Genomic DNA, 13,835 nt, shown 5'->3' on the forward strand with positions numbered 1-13,835 from the left:
AAGAGTGGCGGAAAGAAAACCGCGGCAAGGTAGCTTATCGGCCGGCAGCCGCCGGTGCGGGCAACCGGCGCACATCGGCCTGTACCTGGTGCGGAGCAGGCTTGCGGGCATCGGCTGGGCTGTCGAACACGAGCAGCACGTGGGTTTCATCCAGCAGGGCCATGCCCTCGGCTTTGTCCTGGCCGGCGGTGGGGCCGCTGCCGTGGGGCACATCAAACAGGCGCTCCAGCTTATCGGACCCGATGAGGCTGTCCTGGGGGCAGCTGAGGGCCTCCGGCCAGCGGTACACGGCAATGGTACCGTCCAGGTCCATGGTAGGTCCAGCCAGCACCAGCAGGTCGGTCCCCTGCTGGCGCAACTCCCGAATACCCATACCGCCCAGGTCCAGAAAGTGCTTTTTGTAGTATTTTTCGGTGGCGCCGGGCACCTCATCCAGGCGCAGGCGGCCGTGCTTGTCCTCGCGGGGCAGCACCTCCAGCACAATGGCCCAGCCCCGCAGCACCGGCCCGCGCAAGCCAATAAATAGCCGCCCGTCGGGAGTCACCGCCAAGCCCTCAATATCAAAGCCGTTATCCTTGCCCGGGATTGGCAGAAACGGCTTCAGGTGCGGGTCGTGCACCAGCAAATCGAGCAAGTCGTTGGAGGTATCGGTGCCCCGGAGCTGGGCAGCACGCAGCACCTGGCCTGGATTTGTGGGGTGGGGTGCTTCGCGGTGCAGCTCAAAGTCGCCGGTGCGGGGGTTGCGCAGCAACGGCACCCGGGCTAGCAGGTAGCGGCTGGGCTCCTCGGCTACTTTGGCCAGTCGGGCAATTTGCTTGGCCACGTCCTCCTCGTCGGGTTTGGGCTGCTTGCGCTTGAGGCTGTGCGAGCCGATTACCCAGAGGTAGTGGTCGGCCTCACCCAGGCCCTCAATGTCAATTTCCACAGCTTCCGCCTCATTGCGCAGGTCAAGCAGATCGGCCAGCTCGTAGCGGCAATGCTCCCCGAACTCGCGGGGCCCGATGAGGCGCAGCCGCTCAATGGAGGTCCGCTCGTCGCAGCTTAGCCACAGGTTGTCGCCGGTACGCAGAACCGTGGAGAGGCCGTCGCGCACGTGTTTGCCAGCCGCGTTGAGGCTGAGTTTAGGATTGAAGCGCAGTAGATAGGGAGTAGCCGCCATACGTATCCGGGTAAATTTGGGAACAGGCTACAAACGCGCCGGCCGGCCGGAAGTTTTGGCCGAACACCGGGCTGGTTGCCCGGACTGGCCTACCGGCCGGCGCAGGTGCGGCGCAATTGGTTGAGCTGAGCGGTCAGGCGCTGCACCTCGGCTTCGTTGGCAGTGTACAGGGGCAGCTCGAAGGTGGTATTGCTGGATGATTGCGCCGTTTTCTTCTGCCGCCGGATGGTAATTTCATAGTACCGCTCGTTGGTTTTTTCGCGGCGGGCGGGGGCGTAGGTTATTTCCTGCACCTGGGCCCAGTCGGTACCCAGCTTCAACTCAAACTCCACCCGGTCGTCGGTTTTCACCGCCCATTCGGAGCCATTTTTCTGGTGGCTCACCTGAATAGCAGTAGCCCCGCTGGCCGGCTGCGGGCGGTACTTACGAATCACCTGCGTGAAGTGGCAGTCTGAGAAGCCTACCCGCAACTCCGTTTCCGGCTCCTGCGGGTCGCGCATGAGTTGGTTGAGGCGCTGGGCCAGCGTTGTGGTAGAGGAAGCGGCCTGGGCCCAGCCGGCGGCGGGCATTCCCATAAACAGGGCAAACAGATAAGATTTCATACGGCATCTGCGCTAACGGGCGCACCGTTCGTCGGCGGCCCGTTAGCGCAGATGCGGCTTAGGCTGAAAGGGTTGCCTGCGCGGGCTACTGCGCCCGGCGGGCCTGCATCTGGGCCTGTACCTGGCGCTGCTTGGTTTTCAGCTGCTGATACTGAGTTGGAGTCAGAATTCCTTTCAGTTCCTGATCTGAGGAGGTATTGATGCGCTTCAACTCGGCCAGTAGTGCCGGGCGGTTGCTGCCCAGCCGCTGCTTGGCGCTGTTGGCCTGCTCGGCGGTGCTGGTAAATACGGTGCGCACCTTGCCGCGCTGCTCGGCAGTCAGATTCAGTTCCTCCGTCAGCACGTCGGTCAGGTCGCGGGCGGCGGTGGGGGCTACTACCGGCGCGGCTACGGGGGTAGAGGCGGCAGGGATAGTGGCTTTGTTACGACGGGCGCAGCCAGCCAGCAGACTGGTGGCCAGCAGTACCGTTAGGGAAAGACGCAGGGAGTACATGGCAAGGGAAAAGCTAGGCGTGTTCTGACGCCTACGCGAAAACCTGGTCAACGGGTACATTGGCCGGCCCCAGTCAGCGCGCGGCGGCTTCTATAACCCCGGCAGCTACGGCCCGGCCGGGCAGGCTGGCCTTCAGGTGCTGGGCCGTATGGTGGGCCAAAGCCATGATGGTGAGCATGGGATTCACGCCGCTGCAGGCCGGGAAAGCCGAGCCATCGGCCACGTACAGGTGGCGCAGCTCGTACAGCTCGCCGGTAGGGCTGGTAGGGTGCGTGGCCGCCGCGCCGCCCATGCGGCAAGTGCTCATCTGGTGGGCACTGTAGAGCCCGAACTGATTGGGCTTCCAGCTTAACTGCGGTAGGCCGCTGAGCACCTCCGGGTTGAGGGCCCGGCCATTTTCGGCCCGCAGCAGCGGCAGGGAGCCGTGGGGCAGCAGCACGCTGCGCGCCCCGGCCGCCACGTGAATATCGGCCGCTGCCGCCACGCCCCGCAGCAGGTGGCCCCGGTCGTACTCGCTCAGGGTGTAGTGAACCAGGGGCACTCCCTGCCGGTCCACGTTCACGTGGCCCCCGTCCCGGTCCCGGGTTAGCACAATGAAGGAGCCCAGGTGCGCCGCCTGGGCCATCAGCTCCTTGTGCTGCCGCCCTGAGCGCCAGGGCAGCACCATGCTCATCAGGCCCGGGTGGGCGGGGGGCGTTTCCAGCTTCACCCCGAAGTTGCTGCCGTCCAGCCGGGTGTACGCATCATTTACCACCGACATCATGGGCCCGTGCCAGGGGTTTATGCGCTGCGGGTACAGCCCCGATACTACTACCGTGGGGTGCAGGTGCAGGTGGCGGCCCAGGTGGGGGTGCCGCAACCCGCTGCGCAGCAGCAGCGCGGGCGTCTGCACGGCCCCACCCGCCACCACTACCCGCTTGGCCCGCACCGTAATGCGCACCGCCTTGCCTTCCGGCGTGGTGTACACGGCTTCGGCCCCGGTGGCCTGCCCCGCAGTACTGGTAATGCGCTCCGCCCGGGCATTGCACAGAAGGCGGGCCCCGTGCCGGAAGGCGGCTTCCAGATACGTGCTAAGAGTGCCCTGCTTCACGCCGTACCGGTCGCCGAAGCAGCTGTAGCCCAGCCCCTGAAACTGCTGCTCCGAGGTATCTTGGTGCCGCTCGTTGCGCGGAATCAGCTGCACGCGCTGCCCTAGCCGCCGCGAGCCTTCCAGCAGCATCTGGTTCTGGGCATTGTGGCGCACGTAGTCGGTGTTTACGCTCAGCGCCTGGCTTACGGCATCCATGCTTTCCCGGAAGGAAGAGGCCAGAAAATGGGGCACTTGGTGGTCATCGGCCCATTCCTGCAGCACGTACTCCGGGGTGCGGAACGAGCCGGCCCAGTTAACGGTAGTGCCCCCACCCAGGCAGGAGCCCGCCAATAGTCCAATGCTGCCATCCTGGGTGGTGAGCGTACCGCGGGCATCGTACAACGCCCCCAGCATATCTACTTCCTGCTGGGTGAAATCGGTGCCGTGGTAGTACGGGCCTTTTTCCAGCACCAGCACCTCGTGGCCGGCGGCGGCCAGTTCCCCGGCTACCACTCCCCCTCCGGCTCCGCTGCCAATTACCAGCACCTCGCACTCGTAGGTGATATCGTGGGTCGGGGTCAGCAGCTGAAGGGGTTTCGGCGTTTCCACCGGCTCATCCACGGCCTGCGGACCGGGGTAGCCGATGTGCTCCCACACGAACTGGCCCTGTTCGGGCGTGGAGCCGCCATAATACAGAAACATGCACAGCTTGCGCAATGCCTGAAAACCTTTGCGCAACTGGGGCAGGCTGGAAGCGGCCCAGCGCTGCAACAGCTTTTCGCGCTGCTCCGGGCTGAGCTGCGCAAACGGCCGCAGTGCCCCAAACCAGGTAAGGCCCAGCACCGGCGCATCCAGCAGCTGCAGCAGCTGCCGGAACTCCCGCTGCGCCCCGGCCGGTTGGGCCGCAATGGCAGCGGCTATCTTCTCCAGGTCGATGCCCTCGGAGCCGCGCCGCGCCCAGTACGCCGCGTCGGCCGTGGGCTCCGGGGCCGGCAAGCCGGGAATAAACGTGTCGGCCAAAGCGCGCAGGGTGGCGCATTGCGCGGCGGTGAACTCCATATTCAAGCGAGAAAACAAACTAACGAACCAACTAACATGCCGGCACGCAACCGGCTCTAAAAGTTCGTCATTTTCTCCGACTTATTCGGCTTGCATACGAAGTGAGTAACTGAGTAAAGGAGTAGCTGAGTATTTGTTCTGCCAACACTATTCTGCTTGGTAGAACAAATACTCAGCTACTCCTTTACTCAGTTGCTCTTTCACAGCCACTTCACCAGCCAGTTCACCAGCTTTTTTACCTGGGGAGTGTAGGGCGGGTAGATGGGTTTGAGGCCGGTGCGGCCCACCCGCTGCCGCAGCACTGATTTTTCGTTGCTGAAGGCCAGGAAGCCGGCGTGGCCGTGGGCCCGGCCCAGGCCGCTGTTGCCCAGCCCGCCGAAGGGTAGGTCGGGGTGGCCCAGGTGCAGGATGGTTTCGTTGAGGCAGGCTCCGCCGGCCGGAATGTGCTGCAGCAGGTACCGCTGATTTTCCTGGCTCTGGCTGAACACATACAGCGCCAGCGGGCGGGGCCGGGCATTTACTTCATCCACAGCCTGCATGAGCGTACGGAAAGTGCGTACCGGCAGCAGCGGCCCAAAGATTTCCTCCTGCATCACCCGGCTTTCCGGGGGGGCATTCAGCAGCACCGTGGGCTCAATGAAGCGGTTTTCGGCGGCGGCGGTGCCGCCCACGGCCACGGTGGCTCCGTGCGCCCGGGCATCGGCGAGCAGCCCGGTCAGCCGCTGAAAGTGGCCGTCATTCACAATGCGCGCGAACGAGGCTGATTCGGCTACCGGCTGCCCGTCGGGCGCATAGAACCGCTGCACCACCTGCCGGATTTCCTCCACCAGTTGGTCGCGTACCTGCTCGTGCACCAGCACGTAATCGGGGGCCACGCAGGTCTGGCCGGCGTTGATGCCCTTGCCCCACACAATTTTCTCGGCCGCGTCGCGCAGGTCGGCGGTTTCGTCCACCACGGCGGGGCTCTTGCCGCCCAGCTCCAGCGTTACGCTGGTCAGGTGCTCGGCGGCGGCGCGCATCACCACTTTGCCCACCTGCGGACTGCCCGTGAAGAAAATATGGTCGAAGGGCAACGCCAGCAGTTCGGTGGCCACGTCCTTGTCGCCTTCCACCACCGTCACCTCGGCCGGGTCGAACAGTTCCTGGCACATACGGCTGAGCAGTGCGGCCACAGTAGGCGTCATCTCGGAGGGTTTGATGATGACGCAGTTACCGGCCGCCAGGGCCGAAATTAGTGGATCGACGGCGAGGTAGAAGGGATAGTTCCAGGGCGCGATAATCAGGCATACGCCTTTGGGCTCGGCCTGCACCCAGCCGCGCGTGCCCACCAGAGCCAGCGGTGTGCCCACTTTGCGCGGGGCCGCCCACTCCCGCAGGTGGCGCAGGGTGTGTTTCAGCTCCGTCTGCGACGACCAGATTTCCGTCACGTCGGTTTCGGTGGCCGGCTTGCGGAAGTCGGCGTAGAGAGCCTGCTGGATGGCGGCGCGGTTTTCCGTTAGCCAAATACCCAGCTTACGCAGGCGGGCAGCACGGTTGTCCAGGGGCTCCTGCCGAAGAGCTTCGGCTCGGCCTTGCTGCCGGGTAAACAAAGCTTGGGTAACGGACGAGGCCGGAGCAACAGCAGTAGTGGCAGACATGAGGCAGAGAGGGAGGAAAAGCAGTGGGTAATACGAAAACCCCTCAAAAAGTACCAAACCCTGGCCAGGTTCCAATCGGATAGTCCCATCTTTGCCCTTTCTTTTAGCGGTTTCCACCTTTCACTGCCCCCGTTCGCCTCGTTATCTGCCATGCAACAGATCTGTCGCCGACTGCAGGAACTGCTGCACTTACTCAACGAACACCTCCCCGCTTTTTCGGCCAGTGAGTTGTGCGAGCCACCAGCCCCCGGCAAATGGTCGCGCCAGGAAATTCTGGGCCACCTCATCGACTCCGCAGCCAATAACCACCGGCGGTTTGTGCTGGCCCTTACCCAACCCGAGCCGCTGCAGATTGAAGCTTACGACCAGGATGCCTGGACTCGCTGCGCCGACTATCAGCATACTCCTCCGGCCGATCTGCTCACTCTCTGGACGCTGTATAACCGACAGCTTATTCGCCTCATCGGGCAAATTCCGCCGGGGGCGTACACGACCCGCTGTGCCTATGAAAGCGGCTACTCCGTTACGCTAAGCTGGCTGATCGAGGATTACGCCGTGCACCTGGAGCACCATGTGCAGCAGTTGCTGGACCGCACCCCGCACTAGCCGGGCACTATTCACGGGGCGCAGCACGTTAGGGAGCTTCGTCGTTTGAAAAGTGCATGTTGTTTGTTTCTTCTTTGCTGGCGGGGCCGTGGGCCGCGCTGGTGTTTTCCTTGGCAGGCTTTCCTGCCGCAACTCCTCTTCCCGCCTCTCCTTCCCCCGCCCGGCTCCGGATGCAGCCGGTAGCAGCGCGGGTATATATGCCCGTGGGCCTGGCGGCTGCGGCGGGTAGCGCGCCCAATGGCCTACTCATCCAAACCCGCAAGGGGTTGCTGCTGGTAGATGCCGCCTGGAGTGCTCCTGAAACCGAGCAGCTCCTGCGCTGGGCCGCCGACAGTCTCCACCAGCGGGTGCGGGTACTGTTCCTTACCCACGCCCGGGCCGCCACGCCCGAGGCCCTGGCCGTACTGCACCGGCACCACGTGCGGCTGTATAGCACCCCGCTCACGGCCCGCCGCTGGCACAGTGCTCACCCGCAGGCTCCGCCCTTGGTACCGGCCCTCAAGCCTTACACACTCATCCGGGCGGGCCACACGCGACTGGAGCTGTTTTTTCCGGGAGCCCGCGCTACTGCTGATAAAGGAGTTGCCTGGCTCCCCCGGCAAAAAGTGCTGTTTGGCGGGGAGTTGGCCCAGGTTCCGCCCCCAGGCAGCGCGGCTGCCAGCCGCGCTGCCTGGGCGGCCTCGGTGCGAATGGTGACTGCGCGTTACCCCCGGGCCCGCGTGGTAATACCCGCCCGGGGGCCGGTTGGGACGCTGGCCCTGCTGGCCCCGGGCCGCCGCAGATAAGTGAAGAACCCGCTTAAGTTGAAGCGGCCGGCAACTCCCCTTGCTTGGTCAGGCTGCCCCGGTAATAATGCAACTGCCGCAACTCCCTTAACGCAGGCAGTTGCGGCGACGCTTCTGTTCCCGCAAACGGAGCAGCGTGGGCTGATGCCACCAGCGCGGCCAGTCATTGGCCGTGGTGGGTAGTTCAGCATCGGATACCCAATCCAGCGCCGCTTCCAGCTCAGTAAAGTATTGCACTTCGTAGGGCAGGGATTTGCGCGTGGAGTTCCAGAGTAAGCCCTCGATAACCATGCGGTTGTACACATCCTGCGGCAGCAGCAACGCCAGCCGGTGAATACCCGAACGGCGCAGTCGGGGTAGCCAGTTGGTTTGTAGCCATTCCTGCAGCGGTTGGTCGAAGGGAGGCAAGTGCTGCATATTCAGCAGCAGCTGCCGGGCCTGATGGCGCTGCACGGCCGCAAGCATCATATTCAGTACCCCTATCAGTTGGACAGCATTGTGAATTTCGCCACGCCACAGGCGCAACAGACTTAGCCGGGAATTATACCGGAATATCAGGCGGAGTACGGGTGCGGCATTCATGATGAAATTGGTGCAACATGCGTGTGGTAATCAGGGCGGCTGTCATGTAAGATACGAGCCATTGGGGGCCTGATGGTTCTGTTGCAACGGCACGTAAGCCGCACTACACGGCGAAGGACTGGTTATAGCATTACCAACCCGCTGATTTTGTCTGCCAATTTCGGCATTTCCCCTCCGCAACTACCGCTTTTTCTTGTTTTTCTTCAAATACAGCTGCGCCTCGTTATACGCTTCCGATTTTCGCTCTGCCTTCACTTGTACTTCTTTATAATAACGGGTAGCCTCGGCCGGATTCTGCTGCTTATCGGCAATACGAGCCAGGTTAAGCAAGGCGTACAGGTAAAATCCCTGCTTGGTGTCACCGGTGCTTTCGGCAAATACCACGCAGCGCTGGTAATACTCACGAGCTTTGGGCAAGTCTTTATACTGGTTCTGCATCAGGCTACCCAAGAAGAAGGTGGCGTAGCGCCCACTTATGCCCTCGTAGCCGGGCAGGCCGCGGTTGAGCTTGTCCAGAATATCCCGGCTCACCCGCTCACACTCCCGCAGATCACCTACTTGGTAGCTCATGAGGGCATAAAACCGCTGCAGGTAGCCGTTGTCGGGGTAAGTAGTGGCCATTGCCTGGGCCAGGGGCAGGGCCTCCAGCGGCTTGTTCTCCTGGTTTTGCAGAATCTTCATCAGGAATACCTTGGCCTCCGGAGCGGTATAGAAGCCGTTGGTTGCCACTCCGCGCAGCTGGCTGAGCCCCAGCTTTTTGTTGCCTTTCGGAAAGAACAGCAGCACCGGCTTCAGCAAGGGGTAGTTCTCCGAAATCCAGGGCGCATAGTAGTTGATGAGGGCCTGCCCGAACAGAAACTCCGGGCTGAGCCCGTTGGCTTCCTGGCTTTTCTCCAGAAAATCGAGGGCGTGCTTGCTGGCCACGGTGGCTTTGCGCCAGTTGTGCCGCTCGGCGTTCAGCCGGGCCGAAAACCCGTAGGCCGCCGACAGGAAAAAGCAGGCTTCGTAGTTTTTGTTATCGGCTTTGTAGAGCGCCTCACCCCGGGTTATGGCCGTATCCATGTACGCCAGAAACACCTTGTCGTACTGCTCGTTGGTGATGTTGCTGGGCATAATTTTCCACCACGTCGTCAGGCCCAGCAAAAAGTAGGGCATGGGGTGGCTGGGGTAGCGGCGGCGCAGGCTGCGGAACTGCCGCTCAGCTTTGTCGTGCTTGAAGTTATAGATATTGTACACGGCACCTTCCAGCTCCGTCTGAATGTCCTTGTCCAGCAGCAGCCAGCCGGAGATGTCCACGGCAGCGGGGGCTACATCCACATTGGAAAGGTCTATCCGGCGGCTGGCGCGGGTGGTATCGGGCTGCTGGGCCTGCACCCGTAGGGCAAGTAACAGGCAGCAGCCAAGCAAAAAAAGACGCATAAGTACAGCTTGTGGCCTCTAGTATACAGGAATCGGGCGGGAGACGCGCCTTCTCATACGTACCGGAACAAAAAAAAGAGGCTGAAGCTCCCACAGCCTCAACCTCTTTTGCGTTTACCAGGCACCAAAAGCGCCCGGGAAACGGCCAGCGGCTAAAATTCCCACCCAAAGCCGCTGGATGTATGTGCCGGAAAAACGACCTAGCGGCCGGTACCGGGCTGGCGGGTCAGCCAGCTATATGCATTGTATTGGCCGGGGGTAAAGATGCCTGCCAAAGTTTGTTCGTATATTTTCTCGGCTTGCAGCGCCGCCGGGCTAGCCAGCATCCGGCCTTCCGTAGCCGAGGCCACCATACCAGGTTGCGCGGGCGTTTCGCCCAGGGCTTCCAGCTGCTGAAAATACTGACGCGTGCTGCGCTGCACTTCCCGCTGCTGCTGCCGCGATAAGCTGAGAGTCTGGCCCAAATAACGGGCCATCCGGCTGCTGCGTACCGCTACCGGTTCCCGGGTCGCGCCATCGGGCCGGGCCTGGGCCACACGGGAGCCCACGGCCAGCAACGCCAACAGCGTCAGGGTCAATAAGTAGGTAGTAAGCGTTTTCATGCGGATAGTCCGATTCAGTATGTCAAAGGTCAGGGTGAAATACGCGAAAAACCACTGCCTTGTTCACCTTTTTTGGTGCCTTATTGACCAAATGTGTTAATTTCACGCTTCCCACCAAGCCATTGAGGCATTACTGCGCTGTGAAGCTACAATTTGAACCCATCCACCCCACGGTTGACAGCTCGTTTACGCTCCTCCACTACACTGAAGTCAGCAAGGCCGAACTGCTCTGGCACTATCACCCTGAGTATGAGCTGGTGTATATCCCGCAGGGTCACGGACGCCGGCACATCGGCCAGCACATTTCCCGTTTCGAGGACGGGGAACTGGTCCTGATCGGTCCCGACTTACCGCACCTCACGTTCAGCTACGGGCAGCCGGTAGGCACGCCATTCGAAGAAATTGTAGTGCAGCTGCGCGGTGATTTTCTGGGTCCGGACTTCTGGGAGAAGCCTGAGCTGGCCTCCATCCGGCAGCTGCTGGCCCGCTCCCACGAGGGCCTTTCCTTTGGGGGCACTACCCGCACGGCCGTGGGCCCCACGCTGCGGCAGCTGCTGAACGCGCCGCCGTTTATGCGGCTGCTGCTGCTGCTGCAGGTGCTGCAGCAATTGGCGCAGGCTCCGGCCCAGGATATTCAGCCCCTGCACGCGGGCTCCGGTGGCCAGGGCCTGAGCGGGAAGGAGCAGCAGCGCCTAAGCCGGGTATACCAGTTTGTGGAGCAGAACTACCAGCGGGCCAGCCTGTCGGTGCAGGAAGTAGCCGACGTGGCCTACCTCTCGGTGCCTGCATTCTGCCGCTACTTCAAGAAAATGACGCGCCACACCCTCACTGATTTTCTGCAGGAGTACCGCGTGGGCCAGGCCTGCCGCCTGCTGCTGGACGATGACCTGGCGGTGACGGAAGTGTGCTACTCCTGCGGGTTCAACAACCTGTCGCACTTCAACAAAACCTTCCGCAAGTTTACCGGCCAGAGTCCCACCGAGTACCGCCGCCAGCGGATTGGGAAATAGGTAGCAGGCTGGTACCGTTATGCTGAGCGAAGCCAAGGAATCCGGCGGGCTGACGTTGCCCAGCTACCCATCCTGCTGAGCTTACCGGAGCCTGTTTACCGCTTCATCGAGGCTATTGCTGCAGCATCAGCACCCAAGATGCTTCGGCTGCGCCTCTGCAGGACGTTCTTTTTTACCTGTTACGGCCATATTCTCTTTCAGGAACAAGCAACGGCAAGCAAGTGTCTGCTACGGTAGATGCTTGCTTTCTTCTTTACCCTGCTATTCTCCTGGCACCAGCTGCTGACCCCAATGCCGGAAAAGCCGCTGGTGCTGCAGCCCGCGCCGTTTCCGGTGGCGCAGCCGTTGTTTTCCGTAGCGGCCGTGCACGATGCGCGCCCTGGCCGGCCGGCCGTAGCCTGGCTGCTCACACCCACGGCCGCTACGGGACAGCCGGTGGAGTTACAGGGTGGCACGGAAGCAGCGCTGCGGCAGTTTGCGGCGTGGAGCTTGCCGGCTACTACGGCCCGCTACCGCGTGACCGTACGGGTGCTGGAGTGCCGGATACAGGAAGTGCCGGCGGCCAACCGGCAAGCTGCCGGGCAGCTCACCGTGCGCCTGGCATTCGACTGGCAGAACGCTGAGGGTCGTACCGTAACGCTCACCGAGTACCGGGGCGGGGCCCGCTACCAACGGCCGCTGGCAAACCGGGCGGTAGTGGAAACGGCACTGCAGCAGAACTTGCTGGGGGCCTTCCGGTATCTGCAGCAGTGGCTGGAGAAAGGTATGCGACAGGATGCGCGGCTGGCAACTGCGGTGCGCTCCACTTTTCGCTACGAAACCCGCCAGACTGAAGCTGACACGGTATTTCATGCTGTGAACCGGCCGCTTACCTGGGATGATTTCACCGGCCCGGCCCGGACGAAGGGTAAGTACGCGGCAGCGGTGTATTCCAGCTTTGCCTACCAGGGGTGGCCACGCCTGCACAACGGGGTTATCGACCTGGATATTCAGCTGAAGGTGTTTATGGTGCGCAGCTCCTCCTGGGTGGCCCCCGACCAGCGCACGGCCTACAACCTCAACCACGAGCAGCGCCACTTCGACATTACGCGGCTGATTGTGGAACGCTTCCGCCGCAACGCCGCCTCCGACAGCCTCACCGTGGCTGATTTCAACAGCATTCTGCAACTGCAGTACCTCAAATCCTTCACTGAGATGAACCACCTGCAGGACCAGTACGATGCCGAAACCCGCGGGGGCACCGATGCCGCTGCCCAAGACCGTTGGAACCGCCGGATTGATGCGGAGCTGCGCGCTTACGGGGTAATGCGGTAAGCGTGATTACGTAGTGGCCGAAACAGCAAAAAGCCTCCGGTGCATTCTGCACCGGAGGCTTTTTACATAGAGATAAACTAGTAGGGTATTCTCACTCGAAACAAACACCTTGTATAAAAAGGGTAAATAAAGTGGTAGCGGCCGGCGTGCCTGACTGGTGTGAGTTCAGGCGGTAGCGGCAGTGATGCCGGCCGTTTACCTTCTGGCAACGACACAAAGGAATAGGTAGTAATTGGGGAAAAGAAGCTTTTTTAGACCACGGCAGCCCACGAAGCGACGAAGCGGGTGGGTTGGCTTTTTGGTCGAAAAAAATACCCCGGTTAGTCGAAATCTGATTCGGCTTATGGGCTAGGTCGCCGGAAAATCTGCCAACTTGGTCTTATGCTAGCGCCCCCCTCTGCCCTCTCCCCCACCGACCGGCCCAGTTCTTTCCCGCTCGTGTTTGAAGGGCTGGTGTGGGTGCTGTACGTGGGCATGTACAAGTACAATGGGTTTATGGAAACCACGGTGCTGCCCGGCCCGGCCCGGCACGCCGGCTTTCCCCACCCGCAGCTCATCCTGTTTGCGCTGACCGCCACTCTCTACATCATCCCGTATTACCGGCTGCTGGTGCCCGCCCTGCTACGCCGCCGGCGCTACCTGCTGCTGGGGCTGGGCTCGACGCTGTACTTGTGGTGGGGCATCAAGCTAAACATGCTGCTGGCTTGTGGGGCCTTCCAGCAGATAGCCAGCCCACCCGGTCTGATTGGTTTTTACCACGCGGGCTACGTGGAGGCGGCCGGCAAGCTGTTCACGCAGGCCCAGCCCTACCTCAGCTTGCTGTTTACTGACTTACTGGCCTTTAGCTGCGTGGCGTTTATGCGGGTAGCGTTTGAAAACGAGTACCGCCGCCGCCACCTCGAAAAAGACCACTTGGCCTTACAGATGGAGCAATTAAAGGCCCAGCTGCAGCCGCATTTTCTGTTCAACACACTCAACAGTATTTACGGGCTCAGCATGGCCGGCTCGCCGGATACGCCGCGCTTTATTCTGCTGCTCTCGGAGCTGATGCGCTACGTGCTGTATGATAGTGGTAAGGCCCGGGTTCCGCTGCCGGAGGAAGTGGAATTTCTGAAAAACTACTTTGAGCTGGAGCAGCGCCGCTACGCCGGGGCGCGGGTGAGCTTCACGGCCGTTGGGGATATTGCCGACGTGCAGGTACCGCCCCTGCTGCTGCTGCCCCTGGTGGAAAACAGCTTCAAGCACGGCCGCCACCACTTTTCCGACGATGCCGGCGTACACGCCACGCTCACCTCGGCCCTGGGCCGCCTGCATTTCCTCATCGAAAACGACATGCTGCCGGAAGCCCCTACTGCCTCCCCGAAGCGGAGCGGGGGCATTGGGCTGCGGAACATTCGCCAGCGCCTGGAGCTGTACTACCCTGACGCCTACCAGCTGGACCTCACCGAGCACAACGGCCGCTACCGGGCCGAGCTAACGCTGCACCTGTAGCAGAGCA

General features: G+C 61.9%; 13 protein-coding genes. 5 read left to right on the forward strand and 8 right to left on the reverse strand.

All coding sequences use genetic code 11. The features are described from left to right. Window positions 1-34: 34 nt before the first annotated feature. The 5 genes from ACN19L_RS10480 to ACN19L_RS10500 form a co-directional block, all read right to left on the reverse strand. Window positions 35-1,159: a DUF3616 domain-containing protein gene (locus ACN19L_RS10480; RefSeq protein WP_426493429.1), complete on the reverse strand. Its 1,125-nt coding sequence runs from the start codon at window positions 1,157-1,159 to the stop codon at window positions 35-37. Window positions 1,160-1,248: 89 nt separating this feature from the next. Next, entirely contained in the window at window positions 1,249-1,761 is a 513-nt protein-coding gene (locus ACN19L_RS10485) for a hypothetical protein (protein WP_426493430.1), read from the reverse strand. Between the two features lie 85 nt (window positions 1,762-1,846). Further along, a complete protein-coding gene (locus tag ACN19L_RS10490) occupies window positions 1,847-2,254 on the reverse strand; it encodes a hypothetical protein (RefSeq protein WP_426493431.1) in 408 nt (135 codons plus the stop codon). A gap of 73 nt (window positions 2,255-2,327) precedes the next feature. Next, complete coding sequence (locus tag ACN19L_RS10495; protein WP_426493432.1) at window positions 2,328-4,382, reverse strand: GMC family oxidoreductase N-terminal domain-containing protein; 2,055 nt, start codon at window positions 4,380-4,382, stop codon at window positions 2,328-2,330. Between the two features lie 200 nt (window positions 4,383-4,582). Beyond that, the gene (locus tag ACN19L_RS10500; RefSeq protein ID WP_426493433.1) at window positions 4,583-6,019 is read right to left on the reverse strand and encodes an aldehyde dehydrogenase family protein; all 1,437 of its coding nucleotides are present in this window, start codon (window positions 6,017-6,019) and stop codon (window positions 4,583-4,585) included. Window positions 6,020-6,169: 150 nt separating this feature from the next. Between ACN19L_RS10500 and ACN19L_RS10505 the strand changes: the two genes are divergently transcribed. Both ACN19L_RS10505 and ACN19L_RS10510 read left to right on the forward strand, forming a co-directional pair. Beyond that, window positions 6,170-6,625, forward strand: coding sequence for a DinB family protein (locus ACN19L_RS10505; RefSeq protein WP_426493434.1), 456 nt, complete (start codon window positions 6,170-6,172; stop codon window positions 6,623-6,625). Between the two features lie 56 nt (window positions 6,626-6,681). Next, entirely contained in the window at window positions 6,682-7,410 is a 729-nt protein-coding gene (locus tag ACN19L_RS10510) for a hypothetical protein (RefSeq protein WP_426493435.1), read from the forward strand. Between the two features lie 87 nt (window positions 7,411-7,497). On the opposite strand, the gene ACN19L_RS10515 is transcribed toward ACN19L_RS10510, so the two are convergent. From ACN19L_RS10515 to ACN19L_RS10525, 3 genes are all read right to left on the reverse strand, one after another. Beyond that, window positions 7,498-7,992, reverse strand: a complete 495-nt coding sequence (locus tag ACN19L_RS10515; RefSeq protein WP_426493436.1) for a hypothetical protein — start codon at window positions 7,990-7,992, stop codon at window positions 7,498-7,500. Between the two features lie 180 nt (window positions 7,993-8,172). Continuing rightward, the gene (locus ACN19L_RS10520; protein WP_426493437.1) at window positions 8,173-9,411 is read right to left on the reverse strand and encodes a tetratricopeptide repeat protein; all 1,239 of its coding nucleotides are present in this window, start codon (window positions 9,409-9,411) and stop codon (window positions 8,173-8,175) included. Between the two features lie 200 nt (window positions 9,412-9,611). Beyond that, on the reverse strand, window positions 9,612-10,013 hold the full coding sequence (locus ACN19L_RS10525; RefSeq protein WP_426493438.1) for a hypothetical protein: 402 nt from the start codon (window positions 10,011-10,013) through the stop codon (window positions 9,612-9,614). A gap of 140 nt (window positions 10,014-10,153) precedes the next feature. On the opposite strand from ACN19L_RS10525, the gene ACN19L_RS10530 reads away from it, so the two are divergent. The 3 genes from ACN19L_RS10530 to ACN19L_RS10540 all read left to right on the forward strand — a co-directional run bounded on the left by ACN19L_RS10530 (window position 10,154) and on the right by ACN19L_RS10540 (window position 13,828). Beyond that, a complete protein-coding gene (locus tag ACN19L_RS10530) occupies window positions 10,154-11,023 on the forward strand; it encodes a helix-turn-helix domain-containing protein (RefSeq protein WP_426493439.1) in 870 nt (289 codons plus the stop codon). Between the two features lie 237 nt (window positions 11,024-11,260). Next, window positions 11,261-12,337 carry a hypothetical protein gene (locus ACN19L_RS10535; RefSeq protein ID WP_426493440.1) on the forward strand — a complete coding sequence of 359 codons (1,077 nt, stop codon included), beginning with the start codon at window positions 11,261-11,263 and terminating at the stop codon, window positions 12,335-12,337. Between the two features lie 381 nt (window positions 12,338-12,718). After that, a complete protein-coding gene (locus tag ACN19L_RS10540; RefSeq protein ID WP_426493441.1) occupies window positions 12,719-13,828 on the forward strand; it encodes a sensor histidine kinase in 1,110 nt (369 codons plus the stop codon). The last annotated feature ends 7 nt before the right edge of the window (window positions 13,829-13,835 follow it).

The sequence above is a fragment of the Hymenobacter sp. 102 genome (assembly GCF_049949205.1).
GTDB lineage: Bacteria > Bacteroidota > Bacteroidia > Cytophagales > Hymenobacteraceae > Hymenobacter.